The sequence below is a fragment of the Alkalimonas mucilaginosa genome (assembly GCF_036327005.1).
Classification (GTDB): domain Bacteria; phylum Pseudomonadota; class Gammaproteobacteria; order Enterobacterales; family Alteromonadaceae; genus Alkalimonas; species Alkalimonas mucilaginosa.
On record NZ_JAUGZK010000010.1, the window covers coordinates 66,196 to 92,900 of the forward strand.

The window sequence follows — 26,705 nt, forward strand, 5'->3', positions numbered from 1 at the left end:
AATCGATCCTGCTTATCTGAACTGTTTAAGGAAACGTACATCATTTTCGAAGAACGAGCGCAAGTCTGTCACACCGTAGCGCAACATGGCTAAACGCTCTACGCCCATGCCAAAAGCAAAGCCACTGTATTTAGTTGGGTCAATGCCAACCGACTTTAGTACATTCGGATGGACCATGCCGCAACCCAGCACTTCCAGCCATTTGCCATTTTTGCCCATCACATCCACCTCTGCCGAAGGCTCGGTAAAAGGAAAAAAGGATGGCCTAAAACGTACCTGCAATTCTTGCTCGAAGAAGTTCTGCAAAAAGTCATGCAAAATACCTTTCAGCTCGGTGAAACTAACATCGGTATCCACCATCAAGCCTTCCACCTGATGGAACATCGGGGTATGGGTTTGATCGTAATCATTGCGATACACCCGCCCCGGTGAAATGATGCGCAGTGGTGGTGCTTCAACTTCCATCGTGCGAATTTGCACACCTGAGGTCTGGGTACGCAGCATTAATTTTGGATTAAAATAAAAGGTATCATGATCAGCACGTGCCGGGTGATGCTCCGGAATATTCAGCGCGTCAAAGTTATGAAAATCGTCTTCAATTTCGGGGCCTTGCTTGACACTGAATCCAAGCTCAGCAAAAAAGCTTTCAATGCGCTGAATGGTACGGGTCACCGGATGCAAACCACCCATCTCCAGGCTTCGGCCCGGCAACGTTACGTCGATGCGCTCATTGGCCAGCTTCTCGGCCAGTTGAGCTTGCTGCAACTGATCACGTTTGTCGTTGAGCGCCTGCTGCACTTGCTGTTTTAACTCATTAATGTGCTGACCGGCAACTTTACGCTGCTCTGGATCCATAGCGCCTAACGACTTCAGCAGCTCGGTGATCCGGCCTTTTTTGCCCATATAATCCACCCGCACCTGCTCCAGGCCAGCAATATCCTTGCTTGCCTGAATGGCCTGGGTGGCTTGTTCTAACAATGCATTCAGCTCCATCGTTTCCTCAGCTCACTCAAATCAAAATGGTTTCAATCGTCATCGGCCAGTACCGTCTTGACGAATGGAATAGTAATCTTACGTTGGTGCACAATGGATGCCTGATCAAGCTGATCCAAAATTGCCACCAAAGCACGGATGTCGCGTTGTTGCCGGTTTAGCAAATAACGTGCTACTTCACTGGGTAGTTCGATACCCCGCACATGAGCTTTCAGCTGCAACAGCCGTTGCTTTTCGCTGTCACTCAGCAACCGCAACTGAAAACTGGTGCAGGCCTGTAGTCTGGAAACCAAATCAGCCAACCGGAACCCCAGTTGCATCGGAGGCTCATTTGCTACAATAATCAGACACTTACCTTGCTCTGCCATCCGGTTGTACAAATCAAAGACTGCCGTCTGCCAACTCAAATCGCCGGCAATAGCCTGAATGTTGTCCAGACAGACCAAGTCCAGATGCTCCAGATCATCCAGCACCCTGGCATCCAGTTGCTGCACATGCTCCAGTGCCAGCAACTGGCTGGTTAAGCCCATCTCTTGCGCCTGCACACAGGCAGCATACAATAAATGCGATTTGCCACAGCCACTGGCACCGAAAAGGTACAAGGGGGCTTTACCGGCCGGTTCGGCCAAATAGTGACGAATGTAATCAACCGCCGGATGCGCTGTACTGCTGTAAAAGCTATCCAGTGTTTCATCTTCCGGCAAAGTGACCGGCAATGTAAATTGGGTTGGCTGCATCTATGGGGATTCAAACCGTAACAGAATCGCATCGGACGATTGTACCGCTGGCGGCAACAAACTCATGGCACCTGAAGCCGGGGAAGGTGTCAGCAGCGACAGTCTCGGCTCAAGCGCTAGTAACGCCATAAACTCCGGTCGTGCAATGGCTAATTGCAACTCCAGCTGCAACCACTGTCCGGACCACTGCTGCAAGTCCAGTCGTTCAACTCCTGGCAGCCGGCTCATTAGCCGCTGCAACTGCACCCAATCGGCCCAGCTTGCTACCCCACTTACTTGCAGGTTAAGCAGCTCACTTTGCTCTGTATAGCGCACAGCATAGCGCTCTGCCAATTGGTTGGCTAAATCATCTACCCATTGCTCAGCCAGATCGGTTAGCTCGGTAGCTTGCAACTCAAAGCGATCCACCCGCCCTTGCTGGTCCAACTGCCAGTACAGTTGGTACTGCACTCCAGATTCACCTTGCTGCTCACTCAACTGAGCTGTAATAATAAGATCCGCTTGATAACGCACACTGGCACTGCGTATTTGTTGCCAGAAGCCTGCCCAGACATCGGTTTCATTCAGGCTAAGTAAGTCTTCCATATCGTACAAAGGCCAGACCAACGGCAGCATCCGCTCTGTGGCCTGCTGCTGTACCGCAACAATCAATTCATGCTGACGCTGATTTACAAACTGTCGGCCACGACTATCCTGCGCCACTAACCAAATCAGGCTCTGTGGCCGCCGGCTGTCCCAAATAGGTAATTGATGTTCGCGAAACAGCTGCTGAATTTTTTGTTGATCTATCAACACCCGAACTCCAGCTCCCTGCTCTGTCCGTATGGCCTCAAATTGTTTCACATAGGTGTTAGCACGCTGACGCTCTTGCTGTATGGCCGGGTGAGACAACACCTGAGGATCCACCGAAACTCTTCGTACCACTTGCTCGAAAGCGGCCCGTTGCCATTGCTGGCGCGACTGCTCAGCAGAGACATCAGCACTGTACAGATGGTTTGTTTGCTCAGCCCAGGCGCTGCCATACCCTAGGCCTGACAGGCACAATAAGAACACCAGAGCCATGGTACGCCATCCACTGCGCTTTGCTTGAAACTGCATTGCCATTGGCTGCCTCATACGTGATAAAGCCACCAGACGGTGGCTTACGAATTAATCGAGTGGCACACCCAGGCGCTGGGCCACTTCTTCGTAGGCTTCTACCACCCCACCCAGACCTTGCCTGAAACGATCTTTATCCAACTTTTTGCGGCTGGCTTTATCCCATAACCGGCATCCATCGGGTGAGAACTCATCTCCCAGCACCACCTTGCCGTGGAACAGGCCAAACTCCAGCTTAAAATCCACCAGCATTAAACCCGCATCATCAAACAAACGACTTAAGACGTCATTTACCCGCAAGGTCAGTTGCTTCATCTCAGCCAATTGCTCTGCGGTAGCCCAACCAAAAGAGACCACATGCGAATCGTTGATCATCGGATCGTGCAACGCATCGTTTTTCAGAAACAATTCGAAAGTAGGCGGTGTTAATGCTTGGCCTTCCTCCACCCCGAGCCGCTTCACCAAAGAACCGGCAGCAAAGTTACGCACAACGCACTCGACCGGGATCATCGCCAGCTTTTTCACCAGCACTTCATCGTCACTGAGCAAAACTTCTGCTTGGGTCGGAATACCGGCTTGTTCCAACTTCTGCATGATAAAGAAGTTAAATTTATTGTTGACCATGCCTTTGCGAGCCAACTGCTCGATGCGTTCACCATCAAAAGCAGAAGTATCGTTACGAAAATGCAGGATTAGCTTGTCTGCATCGGTGGTGTGGTACACAGTTTTAGCTTTACCACGGTACAATTCGGTTGTTTTTTGCGCCATCTGCGACTCCGGCCTGAGCGAAAATTCAGGGCGCAAAGTATACGAGTCTTTGCGCCATTCTCAAATCTCTTTTTTGCAATCCTGCTTACGCTACAACTCCAAACGTATCTGGCTCACAACATCCACCAGTACTTGCTCAATGTCTGCCACTGTCTGCTCAGGCAACACCTGGCCACTGTTGTCACGGAAACTGATGCTGGTAAGCTGATCGGCCCGGCCAAGAACAACCTGATAATCGCCATTAGCCAATGGCAACACCGGCATGGCTTTGCGGCGGAATAAACGTGACAGCATGCCTTGGGTTGGACGCTGATAACGCAGGTAGTAAGTACTGGTTGAGCGGTTCAGATCGGTTACATCCAAACTAACCTCTTCAAACAAGGTTTCCAGCTGTGACCACACTACTTCTAAACTCTGCTCTGAGAGCAAAGCAGGCTGGCCCTGTGCATCGGTACCCACTTGCAGGCTGGTATCGGCAGGTCTGTTGCGTTGAGCCTGGGCTAGCTGAAACTCGTAGTCACCAACGAAGGCGGTAAAACTATTCAGAAAAGACGTTTCTTCCCGTTTAATGCCGGTTGCCAACAGTTGGCCATCCCGATGAAAAAACTGATGTTCGAGCATCTCTACCAAAACCGCAACGCTCCGGCCATGGGGTCTAGGCTCCATACTTACCCGAAAACGCGCTTGATCGCGCGGCTGCTCAGACTTCCAGAACCACATGCCTTTGGTGTCGGTTTGAACCACCCAGTCCGTTAGCCAAACCAGCTCGGACTCTTGCTGATAATTGATACGGTTGTCGGCAAAAAATTCACCCAGTTTTTGCTCTAAAAAAGGCAATAAATCACCCGTGTAATCGTTACGATCAAACCAGACTCTGGCACGAGTTTCTTCTTCATCGACCCGGCTGCTGCTGGATAAGGTCAACACCAGGCCCGGCGGTCGGGTGTCTACCCTCTGACTGGTGCCACTGAGTTGCGGAATGTCGTATTGCGCCGGCTGTGGCGGCGCTGTTAAATGTGCGGGCACTTCCAGTGCCTGCCCCGCCACCGCTTTAGGCTCTGACTTTGGTGATGAGAAAAATGAACAGCCGCTAAGCAGCAAACTGGCAATAACACAACTGGTTACCGAATAATGCACCTGGTAAACTCCTAAAAATCGATGGTGGCGTGATGTAATGCTTCTTCGATACCGGCCTGGTGAATTGGTTCCAGTGTCGTTAAAGGTAAGCGAACAAAATCAGAGGCTATTAAGCCTATTCGGGCCAATGCCCATTTCACCGGAATTGGATTGGCCTCAACAAACAACTGCTTATGCAGTGGCTGCAAAGTCGCATCAATGGCTCTGCAACGTTCATCCTCACCAGACGCCGCCGCTTGCACCATCTGGGCAATCGCAGCCGGGGCTACATTGGCTGTGACCGAGATCACGCCATGCCCACCTGCCAGCAAAAACTCCGTACTGCTGCCATCATCACCACTGAACAGTGAAAATTCAGCTGGGCAGCAGTCTTTTAGATCCTGCAACCGCTCCAACGAACCAGTGGCTTCTTTAATACCAACGATATTGGCAATTTTGCTCAGCTCAGCCACAGTTTCCGGCAGTAAATCTACCGCAGTACGGCCAGGAACATTGTACAGTAGAATGGGCTTATCCGTAGCTGCTGCTATGGCTTCAAAATGCAACCGCATCCCTTTTTGCATTGGTTTGTTGTAATAGGGTGTCACCGTTAAAAAACCATCGACCGGCAGGGTGGCAAACAATTTGGTTTTTTCAACTGCGGCTTTGGTCGAATTCGCTCCATTACCAACAATGACCGGCACCGCACCAGCGACTTGCTGACACACTGCCTGAATAATGGCCAGTTGCTCTTCTTGCTCCAGGGTGGCTGCTTCAGCCGTGGTTCCCAGCACGACCAGACCTTCAGTGCCCTGCTCAAGCTGAAAGCGAACCAAACGATCTAAGCTGGCATAATCCACCTCACCCGATGCAAGCATGGGGGTAATCAATGCCACATAACTGCCTTTCAACATGCGCAAACAATCCCAAATTCATTCCGGCCGCCTATGTTAAAGATTGCGTCTGCTAAACACAAGGTTCGCTTGTAAAACAAGTTTGCCCACTGTGTTGGCCACATGACAGTCCCGGGCAATATGCTACAATGCGCAGCAGTTTCTCAGTACAGGAATTCATATGACACAGCATTTAGTGGTTACCGCCATAGGCACCGACAGAACAGGGCTGGTCAGTCAGCTGGCCCGGCTGGTAACCGATTGTCATTGCAATATTCTCGACAGCCGTATGGCTATTTTTGGTCATGAGCTCACGCTGATTATGCTATTGGCCGGTGATCCATCCGCTATTAGCCGGGTAGAACACCTGCTACCCAGCCTGGGGCTGGAGCTCGACTTACTCACCATGATGAAACGAACCCCTGCTCACGAGCTACCTGCTGTGGCCAGCCATTATGTGTTGAGCTACCAGGGGCCAGATAAAGTTGGCACTTTACGCGCCATAACTGCCCTTCTGGCCCAGCATCAGGTATCCATAGCGGCACTGCGCTCAAAAACCATTACTAAAAATGGCACTCAGTGGATGGAAGCCAGCATGACATTGCAATTTCTCCAGGAGCAATCCGTCCCCGATGTTGAGCAAGCAGTATCCACCTTGCTGGCAGAGCTGCAACTAAGCGGCGAATTCAGCGCCCAAAATTAAGGAGCCTTTGATGATCCCCGCCCTACCTAAGTTGAATTTGCACGGCAAGGTGTCTGAAGCAGAATGGCAACTGCGGTTGGATTTAGCCGCCAGTTACCGATTGGTCGCCCACTTTGGCTGGGACGATTTAATCTATACCCATTTATCAGCCCGCCTACACGGTACCGATCACTACCTGGTCAATGCCTTTGGTCTGGCTTTTGACGAAGTCACTGCCTCCAACCTGGTAAAAGTGGATTTGCAAGGGAACATTCTGGATGACACCCCTTTTCAGATCAATCCAGCAGGCTTTACCATTCACAGCGCCATTCATGAGGTGCGCGAGGATGCTCACTGCGTGATCCACTTACACACCCCAGCCACCATCGCCGTAGCCAGTATCGAAGGTGGTTTACGCCCTTACAGTCAATACTCCATGTTTTCACTGCCGTCGTTGTCTTACCATCAATACGAAGGCCTGGCGGTGAATGCTGAGGAGAAAGCCAGGTTGCAGAAAGATCTGGGCCAGAACAATCATCTGTTATTGGTCAATCATGGTGGATTAACGGTAGGGCCTACAGTAGGCGATGCCTTTATGCGGATGTACGATTTGCAACGTGCCTGCGAAATTCAGTTGTTGTTGCAAAGCAGCGGCCAAAAAATCATCGAAGTCCCGCAAGCCATTCAGGATGGTATTTACCAGCAGGCGAAGGTAGTGCATAGTGGCAGTACAGGCGGCCAGAAGGCCTGGCCTGCCATGTTACGCAAAGCCTGGCGACTGGATCCTGGCTTTGCCCGTTAATCTGGTTTCTGCTTTAAAAGGAAGCGCTATGAAAGTTACCCGTGTTGAAGTGTTTGATATCCACTGCCCTGAGCGTCCGGCCTGGACCCCGGTCTTTGTGCGCATCCACACCGACGAAGGCATTCATGGCGTCGGTGAAGCGGGCCTGGCCTACGACTTGGGCCACAGCGCAGCAGCAGCCATGATCAAAGAAATGGCCGAAGCTTTTTTGATTGGTCACGACCCTTTCCAAACCGAAAAGCTCTGGTCGCGGATGCTGCGCGAAAGCTTCTGGGGCTTAGGCGGCGGCCCTGTGGTGTATGCGGCCATGTCGGCCATCGACACCGCCTTATGGGACATCAAAGGCAAAGCCCTGGGCGTACCGGTGTACCAATTGCTGGGTGGTAAGGTCAACGACAAGCTGCGTACTTATGCCTCGCAGCTGCAATTTGACTGGGGCCCGGAGTTCAAGGCCTTAGTTCACCCAGAGCAATACGCCGAAGCCGCTTTAAAGGCCATTGCCGAAGGCTACGATGCGGTCAAAGTAGACCCTATTCAGTACGACAAAGACGGCAACACCTATTACGATCGCACCAACATTATTTCCCGCGCCGAGATGAAACTGTACCGGGCCCGGATGCAGGCCATTCGCGAAGCTGTGGGCGATGAAGTCGACATTATTTTTGAGTGTCACAGCCTGCCCGGTGCTACCAGCGCCATTCAGATTGGTGAAATTGCCGAAGAGTTTGACTGCATGTACTACGAAGAGCCGGTCAATTACCTGAACCATTCTTTGCACGACAAAGTCGCCCGTAAAGTCAAAGTCCCGATTGCCGGTGGTGAGCGTTTGTACAACCGCTGGGGTGTGCGCCCCTATTTTGAAGATCAAAGCATCGATGTGCTGCAACCCGACATCGGCCTTTGTGGCGGCTTTACCGAAACCAAGAAAGTCTGTGATTACGCCGATATCTTTGATATCCGTATTCAGGCGCATGTCTGTGGTGGTCCGGTGGCAACAGCGGCTTCTTTGCATTTGGAAACCGCCATCCCCAACTTCCTAATCCACGAGCACCATACCTATGCATTAAAAGCATGGAACCGTGAGCTCTGCCTGCAGGATCCGCAGCCGGTGAATGGCTTTTTCCAGGTCTCCGAAACCCCGGGCATCGGCATTGAGCTGAACGATGACGTGGTGATGCGCTCGCAACGGGTTGAGATTAAGTAAAGCAATTGGATTTTCAGGAATGAAAGGCGCTGCGGCGCCTTTTTTATTGGCAAAAGCGTCAGGTGCGGACTTGGCATAACAACCACAGCTTGCTACTCTGATGCTACATGTAATTAGCACCGATGAACTTCTGTGACCTACGATGCATTCAATCAATTTTGTGGCGCTTTGCCTGCAACCACTTATGTGATGCAGTGGGGCGACGCTCATGTTTGGAAAGTTGGCGACAAGGTGTTTGCCATTGGTGGCTGGAGCAAGGATAAGCAACCTGCCTTCACCTTTAAAACCTCGGACCTGAACTACGAATTCCTCTGCCACAAGGATGGCTATATCCCAGCGCCCTACTTTGCCAATCGTGGAATGAAATGGATCCAGCAAATTGACACCAGCGGTGCTTTGGATGAGGAGCTTTGTTATTACCTGACCGAGTCTTACCGCTTAGTAGTGGCCGGCTTAAGCAAGTCCAAACGTCTGACGCTGGGGCTGATGACACCCTAAATGCCCTTGCAATGGTCAAAAAAAGCCCAATAACCGCAACTCAAACACAGAACGAGGCCTTATATGCTCACTAAGTCAAACATCTGGTGTCTGCTCCCGCTTTTAATCGCTGGCTTTTATCCAGCTACGGCAGAGGCCTGTCGCTGCTCCGATGTTACAGCACTGGACATGTTGAATGATTCCTATACCGCCTATATTTTCACCGGATTGGTAACAGAAGCCCGCTTAGAAAAGGTGAATGGCAACTACGTGAGCATTGAAATAGAGATTAAAGTAGAAGAGCGCTTTAAAGGCATTAGCGCAGAAACCCTGACATTTACAGCTGGTCAATCAAAGTTCACCGCTTCCTGCGGTGGCCCTATCTCCGTAGGTAGCCGCTATGTATTTGCCAGCAGTAAAGAGGGGGCGATTTTCTCTTGCACCAGTCGCCCCATTGATCGCTATGAAATAGACAACCATACCCGCAGATTATTGCAGGACTACCGTAATTTCGCCTCACTTTACAATTAATAGGCAGTCAGCCCATGCAGTGGTAAATAGTGCTAATGCTGCATGGCTGACATGCAGCGCTTAGCGCTGCATAAAACGATGGTTCAGTACCGGCAGTACCAGCAGCGTCAGCAAGGTCGCGCTAACAAGCCCGCCCAGCACCACCACCGCTAACGGGCGCTGAATTTCACTGCCTACCCCGGTTGCCAAAAGCAGTGGCAAGAGGCCCAGTGCCGTGGTACTGGCGGTAAGCAGCACCGGCCGTAAGCGCTGACTGGCACCAGCAAGCACTGCCCGTTTAATCGCCATGCCGCTGCCTTGCTGCTGATTCATCGCATCCAGCAACACCACTCCATTGAGCACCGCCAGGCCAAACACCATCATCAGGCCTATCAAGGCCGGCACCGACAGATACCAGTGCCCCAGCCAGAGCGCCAGCACCCCACCAAACAGTGCCATCGGAATAGCCGTTAGCAACAGCAGCAACTGCCGCACCGAGCGCACACTGGCGTAGAGCAGCAAAGCCATTGCCAGCAACGACAATGGGATCAACCATTGCAGCCGCTGCATCGCCTGTTGCTGCAGCTGATACTGCCCACCCAACTGCCAACTGTAACCGGCCGGCAGCTGCAGTTGACTTAAAGTCTCTTCCAACTGCTGAACGACCGAGCCGATATCCCGGCCTCGCACATTCGCCTGCACCATCAAGCGGCGCTGACCGGCATCCCGGCGAATGATGGCCGGAGCCGGTACAGCTTGAATATGCACCAGCTCCCCCAGCCGGATGCTTTGACCATTGGCGCGCCGCACCGGTAAAGCCGCCAGCGCATCCGCATCCTGCCGATAAGGACCGGCCAGACGCACCGCAATCGCATAGCGTGCATTGCCATCCAGCACTGTGCTGGCCGTGACACCGGCCACCCCCTGACGAATCAGCTGCATCAAATCCGCAACCGTGACGCCATAACGAGCCAGTTGCTCACGTCTGGGCTCAATCAGCAGCTGCATCTCTTGCTGAGTGACCTCGGTGGCTACATCGACTGCGCCAGGGATCTGCTGCAGCAACGCCGCCAGCTGCTCGCCCTGCTCTGCCAGCACCTGCAGATCGGGCCCCGCCAAACGCACCACCAGTTGGCCCTGCACGCCAGCTAGCAGCTCATCAACCCGGGTGGCAATCGGCTGGGAGAAATTGAGCAACAGCCCCGGAAACGCCGATAAGCGTTGTTGCATCTGTTGTTGCAATTGCTGACGATCGCCACCATTGTGCCAGGTTGCCATCGGTGTTAAGCCAACCAGGATTTCGATGTTGCTGACCGGCTCTGGATCACCACCCAGCTCTGCCGCACCAATTTTGCTAAGGGCATAGCGCACTTCCGGAAACTCCAGCAGCATGGCTTCCAACTGAGGGGCCACATATAAGGCTGTCTCCAGGCTGGCCGTTGGTGCCAGGGTCACCCGTACGTTCAACGTGCCTTCTTCCAGCTCGGGTACAAACTCTGTCCCCAACCGGGTCAGTAACACGACTCCTGCTACTCCCAGCAGCAGCACCAGCCCGGCCTGCCAGTAGGCAAAACGCAACAACCGGCGCAGTAAACGCCGGTAGCCCAGCTGCAGCAAGCGGAGCCCCCGTACAGGCCGGTAGCCGCTGGTTGGTTTTAACAGCACAACCGCAAGCGCCGGTACCAGCAAGAGCGCACAAAGCAGCGCTGCGCCAAGTGCCAGCAGAATGCTGATGGCCATCGGCTGAAACAACTGACCACCAACCCCCGGCAGGGCAAACAGCGGGGCAAATGCCAGCATCACCACAAGGCTTGCCAGCAGTACCGGCTTTGCCATCTGACGCAGCACCTGCTGCATCAGCGCTCGCATGCTTTGTTCTTGCGGGTGCGCTAACGCCATTCGACGTAACAGCGCATCCACCACCACCACAGCACCATCCACCAGAATACCAATGGCCAGAGCCAGCCCACCCAACGACATCAGGTTGGCAGTCATGCCCAACTGCTCCAACACCAGCAGTGCCAACAGCAAGGCAACAGGCACTGTGATCACCACCAGCAGCATGGCTCTCAGGTGACGCAACAACCACCATTGCAGCAGCACTATCAACAACAGGGCCAACAACAGCGCCTGGCTGACGGTACGAATGGCCTGATCCACCAAATCAGCCTGATCGTAAAATACCTCCAGCCGGACACCTGCAGGCAAAGCCTGTTGCACCCGCGGTAATTGGCGCTGCAAGGCGTCGATGGTGGCTTTGGTATTGGCGGTACGATGCTTAACCACGATGCCGGCGACCACTTCACCCAGGCTGTCGGCCTGTCCATCGGCACTGCGCCGCGTCATGCTGACCGCCCCCGCTCTTGGCTCAGCCCCCAAGGCGACAGTAGCCAGCATCTGCAGCTCTATGGGCCTGTCTTCCTGCCAGCCAATGGGGAGTTCACGCAACAGCTGCAGCCCGGACTCGCCGGCCGGGACCAGGCCATAACCTCGCACCACCCATTGTTCCATGCCCTGCGGCAGATACCAGCCACCGGCATTCTGGTTGGCGCTTTGCAAGGCCGACACCACATCATCCAGCGTGAACTGATAGCTTTGCAACCGGTAGGGATCGACCTGTACCTGGTACTGCCGAACCTCTCCGCCAAAAGACAGTACCTCAGTAACCCCAGCCACCGGCATCAACAGCAATTTCACCAGGTAATCGTTCAGACTGCGAAGTGCGGCTGCATCCATGCCACTATCAGCACTGGCGGTCAGCACATACTGAAACACCTCACCAAGGCCAGAGGTATCCGGGCCAATCTCCGGCCGGCCAAAGCCTGCAGGGATCTGTTCACTGGCCCGCTCCAGTTGCTGAAATACCAGTTGGCGTGCCAACTGGGCATCGCTACCCTCAGCAAACACCACAGTCACCACCGACAAGCCGGTGCGTGATAGCGAGCGGATATCGACCACATCGGGTAAGCCAAACATCGCGGTTTCAATCGGGTAACTGATAAACTGCTCCACCTCTTCGGCGGCCAGACCATCGGCCTGAGTATTGATAACAACCTGCACCGGTGTTACGTCCGGGAAGGCATCGACATTAAGCTGCGGCAAACGCCACAGACTGACAACCAACAGTAAACCAAAGCACAGCAGCACCAGCGCAGGTCGCTGCAAAGCGGCGCAAAGCCAGGAGTTCCACATGGCAACCTCCTAATGCTGGTGCGGGTCAAAGCCCGCCTTTTGCAGCTCGGAAGCCAGGAAAAAAGCGCCTTGCTGTACCAATAACTGGCCGGGCGTGATGCCCTGCACCAGATGCCAGCCCCGCTCGCTACGCAGCAACTCCACCGGATATGGCACAAAAAGCTCACGCTCCTGCACAAAAACTTGCCAGTGACCATCGGCATCACGACTGAGGGCGGCATCCGGCACCAGCACCCCAGAGACAGCTTCAGCACGCAGCACAATCTCCACAAAGCTACCGGGATGCCAGTGCAAGGCCCGATTATCCAGCCGGGCAAACCAGGGCTCGGTCCGGCTATGCAAGTCCAACTGATGTGAGCGGCCAATCAGCTCGGCTTCTGCCCATTGCTGCTCATAACGCACCAACAGCGTCGCTTTTGCATCAAGTAAGCCGGACTGACTGCTGGTTAACTCGGCCTGCACCCACAAGCTGGACTCATCTGCCAAGCCCAGCAAGGTACTGCCCGCCGCCAGTTGCTCCCCTGGCAATGCCTGCAACCGGCTGACCACGCCAGACTGCGGCGCCAGCAGTTCAAAACGCCCCAATGATTCCGGCTGCTGCTGCAATGAAGCAATCTGCGCACTGGTCATGTGCAGAGCCTCCAAATGCGCCCTGGATTGACTGGCCCGGACTTTGGCAATGAATTGCTCATTGGCACTGATGCTGTCGGCAGTAAGTTCAGCCAGACGTTGCCATTGACGCATCGCATCCAGATACTCTGCCTGCACATCAGCCAGCCGGGTGCCGCCCAGGGTTAACAGTGGCTGGCCGGCTTCCACCCATTGGCCGGGCCGGACATGCCGTTTCAGCACTTGCAGCTCAAAAGGGGTTGTCAGCAATTGGCTTTGCTCTGGATCGGCGATAAGGGTTGCCGTTGCCAGTTGTGTTGGCCAAAACTCGCTGATGCTGGCAGGCTGCACCAGGATCCCGGCCAACTGTTGTTGCTGCAAAGTAAGCTGCAACTCATGAGACTGGTGGCTGTGCTCCTGGCTGGCCGTCACTTTTGGATGACCGGCCAGCGGAAATGCTGTCCATAGCAGCTGCGCAGCCAAAACGGCCACGCGAATGGAATAAATACGCATAGAAACTCCTGAAAAAATACCGGGGTGCAGCCAGCTTCGCGGCCTGCTGCAGTTTAAGTGATATCAGGAGAGAAAAATGGGAGGGCGTAAATGCAAGGCAGATTGCGGCGGATAATACCAGAGCCGGTAATGACTATGGCCAAAGCTTGCGCTAACAGCAGATACACGAGGCAACCAGAACAAGGGCACCTGGCCACTGTGACAGTGACAATCCAGGCAAAGTTCGTCGCTCTCAGGCACCTGACTATCCGCCTGGAAGCGGCTTTCGGCCAGCCCGCTATCGCCAAGCGACAGATGCAGGTGATGACCAGTGCTGTCGCTCAACTCAGAAAAATGCCATGGATGCGCGCCAACCTGACCGGACAATGCTTGCCATAAAAAACAGCACAGCACCAGGGCGCTGATACGGACAGCACTTAAGCGGATACTACTCAAATGGGCACTACTGACACGGATAGCTCGCAAACTAAAGGCCGAATGAGATCTGAGGTGAACATGAGTAGCAGTATACAGGCTGGTGTTGGTCCAGAGTCAAGGATTTTCGTGAAACAACTCCATGACCGTTGTAACGGAAGTGCTTGATTATATTAGTGCCAGTCGATACCAGCTTTGAGCACTGTGGCGGCTTAATTGCTGCCAATCGGCCAGGCTTAATCCAAGCGCCTGGCCGCTGTCAAAATAACGCTGCCACAACTGTTGGTAACTGCCCTGCCATAAACAGAGCGGAAAATTACTGGCCAGCATCAGGCGATCTGTTGGTAGTAGCTCCAGAGCGGCGGCCAGCACCCGCTGAAACCAACGGCTATCAAAGGAGCTCGTTACCCCGGCCTGCTGCATTTCCCAGCCGGAGAGTTTCATCGCCATAGTCGGGTATTGGCCAAGCTGCTGCAGTGCCAGTTGCCAGTCACTGAACCGCTCTGACGTGACCAGCCCGGCATGATTGAGCACCAGTTGCAGCTTCGGCTGTTTCACTGCCAGTTCAGCAAGGCGCTGCCAGTTGCTGGCTTTACTGAGATCGCACTGCACTTCAAGCAGCAGTTGATGCTGCGCCAGCCAAGCAGCAATGGTCTCAAGTTCAGGCCGCTGCAACACAGCCTCATCCTCCCCTTCAAAGATATGACGTACCCCGGCAGGATGATAGGGCAGTAATGCCTGTAGCTTCCGCTCTACCTCACCAATCGGCGCGGCGCAATCCAAAAATGCCACGCTGCGATACGCAAAGGGCCAATGCTGCTGGCTTAACCAGAAAAGCTCCTGCTCTGGTTGCTGATTATTAAAACCTGCTTCAATGTGAACAACCCCCAGCAAGCGAAACGGCGACTGCAACGCTAAGTCTGCCGGCAGAAAATCCTGCTGCAGCACCACTTTTTTGGGCCAGTGAGGTGGATTATTTGGGCGCAGCCAGTGGTAATGACCAGCGCTTAATTGCCAGACATGCAGATGTGGATCGATGATACCAATGCATTGCTCACTCATTGCGCGGTATAACCACCATCAATTAGCTGCAAACTGCCGGTGATAAAGGCGGCCTCCGGGCTGGCCAGAAATGCCACCAGTGCTGCCACTTCCTCGGGTTTTCCCAAACGGCCAAGAGGCTGCTCAGCTGCTTCTTCGCGGTGCACCTCCGCGGTATCACGACCACTTTGTGCGCAATAGCGGGCTATGGCCTGCTGGTACAAGGGCGTATCAATGGTGCCGGGACAGATGGCATTGCAGCGAATATTAAAGCTGGCGTAATCAAGCGCGGTGGTGCGTGCCATCGACGCCAGTGCGGCCTTGGTCAGGTTGTAGGCAAAGGAGTTGCGTTTACCAATGACCGCTTGATCTGAGGCCATCAGCAGAATAACGCCATCACGCTGCGACTTCATCAGCGGCAAAACCGCCTGCACCGCAGCAAAGGCCCCTTTCACATTGAGCGCAAACAGCTCATCCAACATCGCCTCTGAAGTGTGCTCAATATCGGCCGACAGATGCCGGCCAGCATTGGACACCAGCACATCAATACGGCCGTATCTAGCTTTTATTTGACCGATCGCCTGCTGCACCGCTGCTACATTACTGACATCGCAAGCCAGATAGACACCTTCAGGGCCCGACTGAATATCCAGATTAATCACCTGATAGCCTTGCTGCAGCAACTTTGCCACCACAGCCGCCCCTATGCCGGCACTGCCACCGGTGACCACGGCAACCGGCTTTGAACCCTTGTTTTGCATGCTTACAAACCCCATAGGCCCATGGCCTGATCCAATCATTAAAACTCGTTGTATCATAACAGCTTTAGTCAGTCGCGGCTTGAGACTTCTGGCCGGGCTGTTACACTAAGACTCGTTTTCAATGCTCTAAGGATACCCTATGCAAACCCTGACTGCCGGACAAAGCGCACCTGATTTTACCTTGCAAGACCAAAACGGCCAAAGCGTCAGCCTGGCTGATTTTCGCGGCAAGAAAGTGCTGGTCTACTTTTACCCACGCGCGTCAACGCCTGGTTGTACCGTGCAGGCTTGTGGCCTACGTGATAGCAAAGCCGAGCTGGAGAAGCTGGGGGTTGTGGTGCTGGGTTTAAGCCCGGATACCCCGAAAAAATTGCTGAACTTCGCCACGAAACAGGAACTTAATTTTACCCTGCTGGCGGATGAAGATCACAGCGTGGCTGACGCCTTTGGTGTCTGGGGGCCAAAAAAGTTTATGGGCCGCGTCAGCGATGGTATTCATCGCACCAGTTTCCTGATTGATGAGCAAGGCACCATTGCCCATGTGTTCGATACCTTCAAGACCAAAGACCATCACCAGTTGGTGCTGGATTATTTAAGCCAATAAGCCATTTGCCCTGCCAGCTCTTGCTTTGATCGGATCCGACATGCAAGAGCCGTGGCTTTGTGCATACTAAATAACATACTCATCGTTGCATGGAGGTTTTATGCACTTGCTCCCAAAGCTATCGCTCACTGCTACAGCCATCTTGTTGGCAAGCCTGGTTCAGACACAAAGCCAAGCCCAAACCATTGACACCGAGCATGGCCCAATCCAACTGAATACCATCGCCGAAGGGCTGCAACACCCCTGGGGCATGACTTTTTTACCAGATGGCCGCATGCTGGTGACAGAGCGCACCGCCAATCTTCGCTATGTCAGCATGGATGGCAGCATCAGCGAGCCCATCGCTGGCCTGCCGGACATTCTGGTCGATGGCCAGGGTGGTTTACTCGACGTGGCGTTGCATCCGGAGTTTGCCAGTAATCAATGGGTTTATATCAGCTACAACGAGCCCACCCCGGAAGGTAGCAGCACCGCCGTTGCCAGAGCTCGCCTGAACGGGATGCAGCTGGAGCAACTGGAGGTCATTTTCAGTGCCCAGCCCAAGATGCGTAGTCGCCATCACTTTGGCAGCCGACTGGTGTTTACCGACGATGGCTATCTCTTTGTTACCCTGGGCGATCGCGGCTCACGCCGACACGATGCGCAAACGCTGGATACCCATCATGGTAAAGTGGTTCGTTTGTATCCGGATGGCACTATTCCACAAAGCAATCCTTTTGTTGGCCGCGATGGGCTGGATGACATCTGGTCCTATGGCCACCGCAATATTCAAGGCGCCGATTTGCACCCACAAACCCGGCAGCTCTGGACCCACGAACATGGTCCTCAGGGCGGCGATGAATTGAACTTAACCGAGGCCGCTAAAAACTATGGCTGGCCCACCATCACCTATGGCGAAGAATACGGTGGCGGCCATATTGGCCCAACAGCAAAAGAAGGCATGGAGCAACCGGTGCACCAATGGACGCCGTCCATAGCGCCAAGCGGCATGGTGTTTTATACCGGTGAGCTGTTCAATGACTGGCAAGGCAATGCCCTGGTGGGCGCACTGCGTTATCAGTTGATCGCACGCTTAGTGATGGATGGTAATACCGTGACCCACGAAGAGCGCATCGATATTGGTATGCGGGTACGGGATGTGCGCCAGGGCCCGGACGGTGCCGTCTATCTGCTGACCGACGAGCCCAATGGTAAGGTGCTGCAGTTAAAGCCTGCCTCTGAGTAACGGTTAGAAAAACGCGAAATCGGGCAAAGGGCTGTTGCAGCCCTTTGCTTTTTTACTCGGCTGCTTCCATCGCAGGCTGCACCCGGGCCGCCCAGGCCGTGATGGTTGCCTTGACCAAAGACGCCAACGGAATCGCAAAGAAAATTCCCCAGAAGCCAAACATACCGCCAAAAAACAGCACAGCGACAATGATGTAGACGGGGTGTAAATCAATAACCTCGGAAAACAACACCGGCACCAGCAAGTTACCATCCAGCGCCTGAATCACCCCATAAGCCAGCATCAGATAACCAAACTGCGGACTAAAACCCCATTGAAAAAGAGCCACTAAAGCAATCGGAAGTGTTACTACAGCAGCACCGATGTAGGGGATCAACACTGAAAAGCCGACCAGCACACCAAGCAATAAAGGATAATTTAAGCCAAACAGAGCAAAAACTGCATAACTGACCGCTCCGACAATTATGATTTCCAGAATTTTGCCCCGGATGTAATTCATGATCTGAAAGTTCATTTCCTGCCAGACCTGACTGATCAATTTACGCTCTGTTGGCAGCAAGGCCGAGAAGCGCTCAATCAGCAGATTTTTGTCTTTCAACATAAAGAACACCAGCAGCGGCACCAGAATCAGGTAAATCATCAAAGCCACTAAATCGACAATGGATGCCAGTGACAGCGACAACATATCCCGGCCAAAGGCCATAAGCCGCTCATCGACTGACTGCATAAAGATATTTACCTGCTCGGTACTGACCACGCCAGGAAAGGCCTCAGGCAGCTCCAGCAAATATTGCCTGCCCTGCTCGATCATTTGTGGCATATCACGAAGCAAGGTACGCCCCTGATGCCAAAATAGCGGCATGGTCCACATCAGTATCATGGTGCTCAGACCAATAAAGGTAGAGACCACCAGGCTGGTGCTGATAGTTCGGGATAAGCCAAGCCGGGTTAGCCGCGCTACCGGCCACTCCAGTAAGTAGGCAAAAGCGATGGCCACCAGCAAAGGTGCCAGAATACGCCCCAGCCAGTAAATGGATAAAAACCCCAGTAGCAGCATTAAAAACAGCACCACAACCTGAGGATCAGAAAACTTGTGGTGGTACCAATTTTTCAGCCAGGACAACATCGCAATGGGCTCCTTATCAACTTGCCTTGAGCAGAAGATACAGCAAACGCCTGAATCTGTCAGTTTTCTATGGTAGATTACCCGATATCCATGACAAGATAATTGCTGATTTCGCTTTGAACTTCAAAACAATTTCGCTGCCTAAAACGGCGATAGGTTTCCCGGACGGAATAGGCTGTACCCTGAATGATATCGAATACCCATAGTGCCCACTTAATTTTTTCAACGCGATTGAAATCGGCCTGTCTCTGGTTGCTGTTGAGTTGTTTCTCGCTCAGCGCCTATGCCAGCTCGAACTTACCCGACCTGGGCGGTACTGCCATGTCCACACTCACCCCAGAGAAAGAGAAGGTATTGGGTGATGTATTGATGCGCCAAGCCAAAGGCTCCTTGCCCATGGTGTTCGATCCCTTGCTGGATGAATACATTAATGCGCTAGGCAACCGCTTGGTGGCAAATGCCAACGATGTCCGCTTTCCATTTCGCTTTTACTGGGTGGATAATCGCAACATCAATGCTTTTGCCACCCTTGGTGGGCATGTAGCGTCCCACACGGGAACCCTGGCCATTTCGGACAGTGAAAGTGAATTTGCCTCTGTGATGGCTCACGAGATAGCACACGTCACCCAACGACACATTGCCCGCTTTGTGGAAGCTCAAAGCCAGCGGGCACCTTTAACACTTGCCGGACTGCTGGGAGCCATAGTGCTGGCCACAGTCAACCCTGAAGCAGGGATGGCAGCCATGATAGCGACCCAAGGTGCCAGCCAGCAAGCATCCATCAATTTCACCCGCAGCAATGAGCAAGAAGCGGATCGCGTTGGTATGCAAATCCTGGCCGATGCAGGTTTTGACCCCCATGCTGTGCCAGAGTTTTTCCGTAAACTCAGCGAGCGCAGCCGCTTTATGAATCAACAGTTGGCTTTTTTGCAAACACACCCGCTATCGCAGGCACGGGTAAGTGATACCCGATTACGGGCCGAACGATTCCCCAAACGCTTTGTACCAGACAGTCAGGACTACACCTTAGCCAAAGCCAGGGTGTTGGCGCGCTACCAACATAAAAATGAAGATGTGGTCGCCATTTTCCAGCAACGGTTACGCCAGCCAGGGGGCAATACCAAAGCAAATCAATACGGTCTGGCCATTGCCTACCTGGACAGCAATAACTATACCGAAGCGGAAACGCTGATCCTGGAGTTGCTGGAAAAAGATGAATACAATCTGTATTACCTGGATGTCTATACCGATGTGTTGCTGGGGCAAAACCGCGCGACTGAGGCACTGGAAATGCTGGAGCATCATTACCGGATCCGCCCAAACAACCAGGTCGTCACGCTCAATTACGCCAATGCGGCTATTAAAGCCGGTGGCAACCGGCTGGCGATTCATTTGCTCAAGGATATGCTGCATTACAAAGAGGATAATATTCTGGCCTATGATTTAATTGCCAAGGCGTACCAGAATCTGGAAGACTATGCCCGCTTTTACGAAGCCCGCTCAGATTTTCACTACCAATTGGCCAATTACCCCAGAGCTATTGATGACTTGCAAGAGGCGCTCAACCATTTATCCAGCAGCGATAAATTGGAAAACCGCCGCCTGGAAGCCAAAAGGCGGCAGATGCAAGCCGAATTTGATCGCTTGCGCCGCATGTAAACAGTCTATAGATAGCGCAGCCTGGACTTTGCGCCTGCGCCTGACTTTCTTTACAATAACCGTCTTTGCGAAAACGGAGCTGTTATGCTGACCATTCTTCACAACCCCCGCTGTTCCAAAAGCCGTCAGGCCCTTGAACTGCTGCAGCACCATCAGGTTGAAATCACTGTAGTGGATTATCAAAAAGCTCCCCTGACCAAAGCAGAGCTTGCCGCTGTACTGGAAAAACTTGGCATTCCAGCCAAAGCACTGCTGCGCAACAAAGAAGAGGATTACAAAGCCCTGCAACTGGACAATCCGGCTTTGACAGAAGATGATCTGCTGGATGCCATGTTAAGCCACCCCAAACTAATGGAGCGGCCAGTGGTGTTTGATCAACACAGAGCCGTGATTGGCCGACCTCCGGAGAAGGTACTGGAATTGCTGCCATGACCGTCAGAGTTTTGATTCTGTATTACTCAAAGCATGGTTCCGTAGCCAGGTTAGCCGACAAAATTGCCATCGGCGTGCAGCAGGCCGGTGCCGAGGTGATGGTGCGTTCAGTTGCTCCGCTGGATCCTAGCGAACAACCACGCCATCAGGTCCTGGATATCCAGGACCTGCCACACTGTGATGCACTGATTGTTGGCAGCCCGGTACGCTTTGGTGTCATGGCTGCCCCGCTAAAAGCCTTTTGGGACCAAACCAGCGAAGCCTGGATCCGCGGCAGTCTGATCGGTAAAGCGGCAGGAGTTTTTACTTCCTCCGGCAGCATGCACGGCGGCAACGAAAGCACTTTGCTCGGTATGATGCTGCCCATGCTGCATCATGGCATGCTGTTATGTGGCCTGCCCTACAGCGAACCTGAACTTAATAACACCAACCAAGGTGGCACCCCATACGGCCCAAGCCATGTCAGTGGCTTGAGTGGCGACAAAGCCTTTAGCCGTGATGAGCAGCAACTATGTTTAGCACTGGGGCAGCGGATTGCACGCGTGACACAACAACTCAAGACAGGAGCACAACGCTAAATGAATGCAGGTAAACCGGAGCAGCTCTCCAGTGAAACCGTAACCATGGCAGACAAAACCAAGCAATGCTTGCTGCTGGGCCGGATTGGTTTTTTTGGTCTTTTTGTGCTGATCCCAGTGTGGATACTCTGGTTGGCCCCTCCGAGTCTGGGTAATCCATACGTGCTGCTGGCACTGCTGTGGCTACCGTTGTGGTTTCCACTGCGGGGTATGATCAAAGGCGATCCCTACACCTTTGCCTGGGCTAATTTTATTGTGATGATTTACTTTGTGCATAGCCTGACCAACTTGTGGGTCGCATCCGGACTTTATTTTTGGCTATCTGTGCTTGAACTACTGCTGTCGTTGGCAATGTTTATTGGTTGTACCTATTACGCTCGTTTTCGCGGGCAAGAGCTGGGCCTGAAGATCCCAAGACTGAAAGATGATCCCAGACCCTGAGTTTTTGCAATGCTAACGGCTGGCATACTCCTGTGCTTGCAAGGTGCAGAGATTCTGTTGACAACTCGGTAGCGGCTCTGGCAACAACTCACAGGTGCTAATGGTGCCAAGCCGCTCATGCTGCCGCTGTCGCAATGAGCTAAACTGTTCATTGGTATGCAGCAGCATGCTTTCGTCGGTGCTAAGCACGGAATACGCCAGATACTGCTCCGGGCCGCCACAGGGGCGAACCCCTTTGGCCAGCACCCGACACTGTTGATCTTGCTGGCAGCTGCGGTCTTCCGTCAACCGATCCATCCGCCGCTCCAACTGACGCAGATTGACCTGCAGTTGAGCCAGAGAGCCATCCAGCTCACTTAATAAAGCAGCACGCTGTTGTTCTTCAGTCAGTTGCACACAGCCGCTAAAACACAACACAGCCCCTAAAGTGACCAGCCGATACCATGCTGCCTTTGTTGTCATGTTTTGCTCCTTTTAGCTCTCTACCTTCCAGGCAGACAACTAACTGTTGGTCGTAATACGGGCCATTTGCAGTACAGACACGTAAGCTCCATACTGAAAAGCATAATCAGAAAGCTCTGCTTCCACTTCAAAACCAAAACGTTCATACAGGGCTACCGCCGCTTCATTATTGCTGTATACCTGCAGCTCCAGTCGACGAATATTCAACCAGTTGTCTGCCATTTCCAAAGCGGTGCGCAGCAGCGCCGAGCCAATGCCCTGGCCCTGGAAAGGTTCCGACACCGCCATACCAATGTCGGCCGCGTGCCGGCGGCGCTGATTTTGGAACTGCTGCAGGCCAAGTTGCCCGACCACATCACCATCCAGCTCGGCCACCAGATTGTAAAAGCCGGGCCGGCTCTGGCATAACTGCTCCCAGTGATTCAGCGCCTGCAATGGCAATTGCAAGGTATTGGCGTATACACTGGGCTGCTGATAAATCTGCTGCATGGCTTTGGCATCAGCCTGTTCAGCATGACGGATTATAACCGGCATGAGTTCTTCCTTCTGTAAAAAAATGTATCAAGGTATTAACACTTCATCGTTAGCATGCAGTGCAGCAGGTATCAGGACACACCATAGCCAGGATCACATCAGGCAAATGCAATCATCATGCTTAGAATAATGAGGTATGCAGACAGGTACAAGTGAATTTGTACCTGTCCGAGCAAACTTAGAGTTGAGCTTCGAGCTCAGGGAGAACAGTAAAGAGATCGGCAACCAGACCATAATCGGCCACCTGGAAAATAGGGGCTTCAGCGTCTTTGTTGATAGCCACGATGACTTTCGAGTCTTTCATGCCTGCCAGATGCTGAATAGCACCGGAAATCCCGACAGCAATATACAGATCAGGCGCCACAATCTTGCCGGTTTGCCCAACCTGCATATCATTCGGCACAAAGCCAGCATCCACAGCGGCGCGGGATGCTCCGATGGCAGCCCCCAGCTTGTCGGCAATACCTTCCAGCAATTTGAAGTTCTCACCATTTTGCATGCCACGGCCACCAGAGATCACCACTTTAGCAGCTGTTAACTCAGGACGCTCGGAAACGGTCAGCTCCTCGTTGACAAAAGTGGAAACCGCCAAGTCTTTCACCAGGTCAAGGTTTTGGATCTGCGCCGCTCCCTCTTCAGACACGGCATCAAAAGCAGAGCTTCGAACCGTAATGACTTTGACCGTATCATCCGATTGCACGGTAGCAATAGCATTACCTGCGTAAATAGGGCGTACAAAGGTGTCAGCCGACTCAACAGCAATGATATCGGAGATTTGCGCTACATCCAGTAAAGCAGCCACTCGCGGCAGAAAGTTCTTACCGGTTGTAGTGGCTGCAGCCAAAATATGGCTATAACCTGCAGCCAGCTCCACCACCAAAGCTGCGATATTCTCTGCCAACTGATGACCATACACCGGGTGATCAGCCAGCAAGACCTTGCTGACCCCAGTTAATTTTGCCGCCTGTTCAGCAACCGCCTGGCAACCGGCTCCTGCGACCAGCAGTTGAATATCACCGCCAATTTGCTGTGCTGCCTGCACCGTTTTGTGGGTTTCAGGCTTTAGCTGTTGATTGTTGTGCTCTGCAATAATCAGGATGCTCATTGGATCACCTTTGCTTCATTCTTTAATTTGTCTACCAGCTCCGCCACCGACTCCACAGTAATACCACCTGTGCGACCGGCCGGTGTCGCCACTTTGACTACTTTTACTTTGGAAACCAGCGCCACACCCAGTTCATCTGCCGGGATCACATCCAAAGGCTTGCGCTTGGCTTTCATAATATTTGGCAGGGAAGCATAGCGCGGCTCGTTCAGGCGCAAGTCGGTACTGACCACCGCAGGCAGGCTTAGCTCAACGGTTTGTAGTCCACCATCCACTTCACGGGTTACCTGGACTTTGTTGTCTGTGGTAAGCTCCACTTTGGAGGCAAAAGTCCCCTGACCAATACCCGCCAGGGCCGCCAGCATCTGGCCGGTCTGATTGTTATCAGAGTCGATCGCCTGCTTGCCGATAATCACTAGCTCAGGTTGCTCTTTGTCCATCAGCTTGTGCAGTAACTTCGCAACTTGCAATGAGTCCAGATCTGCCTCGGTTTCCAGATGGATGGCACGATCCGCGCCCAGAGCCAGAGCAGTGCGCAGTTGCTCCTGTACTGCTTTGCTACCAATAGATACCACCACCACTTCAGTCGCTTTGCCTGCTTCTTTTAGACGGACTGCTTCTTCCACCGCAATTTCACAAAACGGATTCAGTGCCATTTTCACATTGGCTAAATCCACACCACTTTGGTCGGCTTTAACCCGCACTTTCACGTTGTAATCGATAACCCGTTTGACCGGCACTAAAATTTTCATAGATTCCTCACATTACCCAGGGAAAACATCCGACTGCTACTGGCAGCTTGATTGACGTGAAGGTAAACTTATCCAGCAGAACATGCTCACAATCTACTTACTGTTGACGTAAACGTCAACCTGCAATAGGCTTTACGGGCTGTTTCGTACTGAATTCGCTGTAAATAATAACATCCACTACACTTGCAGACGAGTAGCAGGCACGCCAAATAGGGCGCGATATTGATAATGATCAGGGTAACGATGCCTGCAATGAGGTATTCCTTTGTTTCCCTGCAAAACAACGACAACAACGAACGAGGTCAGCTGTGGACGTGCAAAGAGAATCGATGGAGTTTGACGTAGTAATCGTAGGTGCAGGCCCTGCCGGCTTATCCGCTGCGATTAAGCTGATGCAACAAGCACAGCAAGCCGGGCAGGAGCTGATGGTTTGTGTAGTCGAAAAAGGCTCAGAAGTGGGCGCTCATATCTTATCCGGTGCAGTGTTTGAGCCAAGAGCCTTGCACGAGCTGCTGCCTGACTGGCAGTCATTGGGAGCCCCGCTGAATACCCCGGTTGTACACGACGATATTTACTTGCTGCAATCCGACAGTCAGGCCAAAAAGCTGCCTGGCTTTTCCGTGCCTAAAACCATGCACAACAGTGGCAATTACATTGTGTCTATGGGCAATGTCTGCCGCTGGTTGGCTGCGCAGGCAGAGCAACTGGGGGTGGAGATATTCCCCGGCTTCCCGGCAGCAGAGCTGATTATTGAAGATGGCGTGGTCAAAGGTATTATTACCGGTGATATGGGGCTGGATGTCGATGGCACGCCCAAAGATAGCTTTGAACCAGGCATGGAGCTGCGTGCCAAATACACTATTTTTGCCGAGGGCTGTCGCGGTCACCTTGGCAAGCAGTTGCTGCAGCAATTTGCACTCGATAAAGACTGCTCGCCACAACATTACGCTATTGGCTTTAAAGAAATCTGGGATGTGGATGCATCCAGGCATCACCCTGGTTTGGTTGTGCACAGCGCAGGCTGGCCTCTGGATAAAAACACCTCTGGCGGTGGTTACCTGTACCATGCAGAAAACCAGCAAATTCTGGTGGGTTTAATCATCGATCTGAACTACAGCAATCCACACCTCAGTCCTTTTGAAGAGTTCCAGCGCTACAAGCAGCACCCGGTGCTAAAGCAATACCTCGAAGGAGGGAAACGCGTCAGCTATGGTGCCCGAGCTATCACCAAAGGAGGCCTGAACAGCTTGCCCAAAATGAGCTTTCCCGGAGGCCTGCTGGCAGGCTGTGAAGCCGGTACTCTGAACTTTGCGAAAATCAAGGGCAACCACACGGCCATGAAATCCGGCATGCTGGCCGCAGAAACCATCTTTGAAGCCTTGCAACGCGGGGATGAAGGTGGCAAGGATTTAAGCCATCACCAGCAACGCTTTGAGCAAAGCTGGCTATACGACGAGCTGTATCGCTCACGCAACTTTGGTCCGGCCATGCACAAATTTGGCACCTTCTGGGGCGGTGCCTACAACACCATCGAACAAAACTGGTTTGGCGGCAAACTCCCCTGGACGCTCAAAGACGAGTCGCTGGACCATGCCCAGCTCAAACCAGCCAGTGAGTGCCCGGTGATCAGCTACCCCAAACCTGACAATGTGCTGAGCTTTGACCGTTTATCGTCGGTGTATTTATCCAACACCAACCATGAAGAAAAGCAGCCTTGTCATCTGAAGCTGAAAGATGCCAGTCTTCCCATCAGTCAAAACCTGCCCCGCTTTGCCGAGCCCGCTCAACGGTATTGCCCGGCCGGGGTATACGAGGTTATCAAAGAAACAGATGGCCAGGCCCGTTTCCAGATCAATGCCCAGAACTGCATTCATTGCAAAACCTGTGATATCAAAGATCCGGCACAAAACATCACCTGGGTAACTCCAGAAGGCCCGGGGGGCCCAAACTACCCCAACATGTAACTTTTATTCAGGG

The 26,705-nt window shown here is 52.9% G+C and carries 28 protein-coding genes; 12 read left to right on the plus strand and 16 right to left on the minus strand.

What is annotated here, in order from left to right:
- Window positions 1-12: 12 nt before the first annotated feature.
- The 6 genes from pheS to dapA all read right to left on the minus strand — a co-directional run bounded on the left by pheS (window position 13) and on the right by dapA (window position 5,626).
- Window positions 13-993 (minus strand): phenylalanine--tRNA ligase subunit alpha, encoded by a 981-nt coding sequence (gene pheS / locus QWF21_RS13200; protein ID WP_330088519.1) that lies wholly within the window; start codon window positions 991-993, stop codon window positions 13-15.
- A 32-nt stretch (window positions 994-1,025) separates the two neighbouring features.
- Window positions 1,026-1,730 (minus strand): DnaA regulatory inactivator Hda, encoded by a 705-nt coding sequence (gene hda / locus QWF21_RS13205; protein WP_330088520.1) that lies wholly within the window; start codon window positions 1,728-1,730, stop codon window positions 1,026-1,028.
- Window positions 1,731-2,834 (minus strand): DUF2066 domain-containing protein, encoded by a 1,104-nt coding sequence (locus tag QWF21_RS13210; protein ID WP_330088521.1) that lies wholly within the window; start codon window positions 2,832-2,834, stop codon window positions 1,731-1,733.
- Between the two features lie 45 nt (window positions 2,835-2,879).
- Window positions 2,880-3,596, minus strand: a complete 717-nt coding sequence (gene purC, locus QWF21_RS13215) for a phosphoribosylaminoimidazolesuccinocarboxamide synthase (protein WP_330088522.1) — start codon at window positions 3,594-3,596, stop codon at window positions 2,880-2,882.
- Window positions 3,597-3,686: 90 nt separating this feature from the next.
- Window positions 3,687-4,733 carry an outer membrane protein assembly factor BamC gene (gene bamC, locus QWF21_RS13220; protein WP_330088523.1) on the minus strand — a complete coding sequence of 349 codons (1,047 nt, stop codon included), beginning with the start codon at window positions 4,731-4,733 and terminating at the stop codon, window positions 3,687-3,689.
- 11 nt (window positions 4,734-4,744) lie between these two features.
- A complete protein-coding gene (gene dapA / locus QWF21_RS13225) occupies window positions 4,745-5,626 on the minus strand; it encodes a 4-hydroxy-tetrahydrodipicolinate synthase (RefSeq protein ID WP_330088524.1) in 882 nt (293 codons plus the stop codon).
- A 160-nt stretch (window positions 5,627-5,786) separates the two neighbouring features.
- Here dapA and QWF21_RS13230 point away from each other — a divergent pair, with 160 nt between their 5' ends.
- From QWF21_RS13230 to QWF21_RS13250, 5 genes are all read left to right on the plus strand, one after another.
- A complete protein-coding gene (locus QWF21_RS13230; RefSeq protein ID WP_330088525.1) occupies window positions 5,787-6,308 on the plus strand; it encodes a glycine cleavage system protein R in 522 nt (173 codons plus the stop codon).
- A gap of 10 nt (window positions 6,309-6,318) precedes the next feature.
- Window positions 6,319-7,089 (plus strand): class II aldolase/adducin family protein, encoded by a 771-nt coding sequence (locus tag QWF21_RS13235; RefSeq protein ID WP_407935293.1) that lies wholly within the window; start codon window positions 6,319-6,321, stop codon window positions 7,087-7,089.
- A gap of 28 nt (window positions 7,090-7,117) precedes the next feature.
- The gene (locus QWF21_RS13240; protein WP_305944964.1) at window positions 7,118-8,293 is read left to right on the plus strand and encodes a mandelate racemase/muconate lactonizing enzyme family protein; all 1,176 of its coding nucleotides are present in this window, start codon (window positions 7,118-7,120) and stop codon (window positions 8,291-8,293) included.
- Between the two features lie 132 nt (window positions 8,294-8,425).
- Window positions 8,426-8,791 carry an MmcQ/YjbR family DNA-binding protein gene (locus QWF21_RS13245; RefSeq protein ID WP_330088526.1) on the plus strand — a complete coding sequence of 122 codons (366 nt, stop codon included), beginning with the start codon at window positions 8,426-8,428 and terminating at the stop codon, window positions 8,789-8,791.
- Window positions 8,792-8,959: 168 nt separating this feature from the next.
- Window positions 8,960-9,301: a hypothetical protein gene (locus QWF21_RS13250; RefSeq protein WP_330088527.1), complete on the plus strand. Its 342-nt coding sequence runs from the start codon at window positions 8,960-8,962 to the stop codon at window positions 9,299-9,301.
- Between the two features lie 60 nt (window positions 9,302-9,361).
- Here QWF21_RS13250 and QWF21_RS13255 read toward each other — a convergent pair whose 3' ends face one another.
- The 5 genes from QWF21_RS13255 to QWF21_RS13275 all read right to left on the minus strand — a co-directional run bounded on the left by QWF21_RS13255 (window position 9,362) and on the right by QWF21_RS13275 (window position 15,810).
- Window positions 9,362-12,472 (minus strand): efflux RND transporter permease subunit, encoded by a 3,111-nt coding sequence (locus QWF21_RS13255; protein WP_330088528.1) that lies wholly within the window; start codon window positions 12,470-12,472, stop codon window positions 9,362-9,364.
- Between the two features lie 9 nt (window positions 12,473-12,481).
- Complete coding sequence (locus QWF21_RS13260) at window positions 12,482-13,594, minus strand: efflux RND transporter periplasmic adaptor subunit (RefSeq protein ID WP_330088529.1); 1,113 nt, start codon at window positions 13,592-13,594, stop codon at window positions 12,482-12,484.
- 63 nt (window positions 13,595-13,657) lie between these two features.
- A complete protein-coding gene (locus tag QWF21_RS13265; RefSeq protein WP_330088530.1) occupies window positions 13,658-14,029 on the minus strand; it encodes a hypothetical protein in 372 nt (123 codons plus the stop codon).
- Window positions 14,030-14,176: 147 nt separating this feature from the next.
- On the minus strand, window positions 14,177-15,070 hold the full coding sequence (locus QWF21_RS13270) for an amidohydrolase family protein (protein ID WP_330088531.1): 894 nt from the start codon (window positions 15,068-15,070) through the stop codon (window positions 14,177-14,179).
- The gene (locus tag QWF21_RS13275; protein WP_330088532.1) at window positions 15,067-15,810 is read right to left on the minus strand and encodes an SDR family NAD(P)-dependent oxidoreductase; all 744 of its coding nucleotides are present in this window, start codon (window positions 15,808-15,810) and stop codon (window positions 15,067-15,069) included. Before QWF21_RS13275 ends, QWF21_RS13270 begins: the two co-directional genes overlap by 4 nt.
- 139 nt (window positions 15,811-15,949) lie before the next feature.
- Between QWF21_RS13275 and bcp the strand changes: the two genes are divergently transcribed.
- Both bcp and QWF21_RS13285 read left to right on the plus strand, forming a co-directional pair.
- Window positions 15,950-16,414 (plus strand): thioredoxin-dependent thiol peroxidase, encoded by a 465-nt coding sequence (gene bcp, locus QWF21_RS13280; protein WP_330088533.1) that lies wholly within the window; start codon window positions 15,950-15,952, stop codon window positions 16,412-16,414.
- A 100-nt stretch (window positions 16,415-16,514) separates the two neighbouring features.
- Entirely contained in the window at window positions 16,515-17,639 is a 1,125-nt protein-coding gene (locus QWF21_RS13285) for a PQQ-dependent sugar dehydrogenase (protein WP_330088534.1), read from the plus strand.
- Between the two features lie 52 nt (window positions 17,640-17,691).
- Here the strand turns inward: QWF21_RS13285 and QWF21_RS13290 are convergent, their stop codons facing one another.
- Entirely contained in the window at window positions 17,692-18,765 is a 1,074-nt protein-coding gene (locus QWF21_RS13290; protein ID WP_330088535.1) for an AI-2E family transporter, read from the minus strand.
- Between the two features lie 186 nt (window positions 18,766-18,951).
- On the opposite strand from QWF21_RS13290, the gene bepA reads away from it, so the two are divergent.
- From bepA to QWF21_RS13310, 4 genes are all read left to right on the plus strand, one after another.
- On the plus strand, window positions 18,952-20,424 hold the full coding sequence (bepA, locus tag QWF21_RS13295; protein ID WP_456237616.1) for a beta-barrel assembly-enhancing protease: 1,473 nt from the start codon (window positions 18,952-18,954) through the stop codon (window positions 20,422-20,424).
- 84 nt (window positions 20,425-20,508) lie between these two features.
- Complete coding sequence (gene arsC, locus QWF21_RS13300) at window positions 20,509-20,856, plus strand: arsenate reductase (glutaredoxin) (RefSeq protein WP_330088537.1); 348 nt, start codon at window positions 20,509-20,511, stop codon at window positions 20,854-20,856.
- On the plus strand, window positions 20,853-21,434 hold the full coding sequence (wrbA, locus tag QWF21_RS13305) for an NAD(P)H:quinone oxidoreductase (RefSeq protein ID WP_330088538.1): 582 nt from the start codon (window positions 20,853-20,855) through the stop codon (window positions 21,432-21,434). The genes arsC and wrbA overlap by 4 nt, the downstream gene beginning before the upstream one ends.
- A complete protein-coding gene (locus QWF21_RS13310) occupies window positions 21,435-21,875 on the plus strand; it encodes a DUF2069 domain-containing protein (protein ID WP_330088539.1) in 441 nt (146 codons plus the stop codon).
- Window positions 21,876-21,887: 12 nt separating this feature from the next.
- Here QWF21_RS13310 and QWF21_RS13315 read toward each other — a convergent pair whose 3' ends face one another.
- The 4 genes from QWF21_RS13315 to QWF21_RS13330 all read right to left on the minus strand — a co-directional run bounded on the left by QWF21_RS13315 (window position 21,888) and on the right by QWF21_RS13330 (window position 24,728).
- A complete protein-coding gene (locus QWF21_RS13315; RefSeq protein WP_330088540.1) occupies window positions 21,888-22,337 on the minus strand; it encodes a hypothetical protein in 450 nt (149 codons plus the stop codon).
- Between the two features lie 39 nt (window positions 22,338-22,376).
- Window positions 22,377-22,871, minus strand: a complete 495-nt coding sequence (locus QWF21_RS13320) for a GNAT family N-acetyltransferase (protein WP_330088541.1) — start codon at window positions 22,869-22,871, stop codon at window positions 22,377-22,379.
- Window positions 22,872-23,049: 178 nt separating this feature from the next.
- On the minus strand, window positions 23,050-23,976 hold the full coding sequence (locus QWF21_RS13325) for an electron transfer flavoprotein subunit alpha/FixB family protein (protein WP_330088542.1): 927 nt from the start codon (window positions 23,974-23,976) through the stop codon (window positions 23,050-23,052).
- Window positions 23,973-24,728, minus strand: coding sequence for an electron transfer flavoprotein subunit beta/FixA family protein (locus QWF21_RS13330; RefSeq protein ID WP_330088543.1), 756 nt, complete (start codon window positions 24,726-24,728; stop codon window positions 23,973-23,975). The genes QWF21_RS13325 and QWF21_RS13330 overlap by 4 nt, the downstream gene beginning before the upstream one ends.
- A gap of 314 nt (window positions 24,729-25,042) precedes the next feature.
- On the opposite strand from QWF21_RS13330, the gene QWF21_RS13335 reads away from it, so the two are divergent.
- Window positions 25,043-26,692, plus strand: a complete 1,650-nt coding sequence (locus QWF21_RS13335; RefSeq protein ID WP_330088574.1) for an electron transfer flavoprotein-ubiquinone oxidoreductase — start codon at window positions 25,043-25,045, stop codon at window positions 26,690-26,692.
- The last annotated feature ends 13 nt before the right edge of the window (window positions 26,693-26,705 follow it).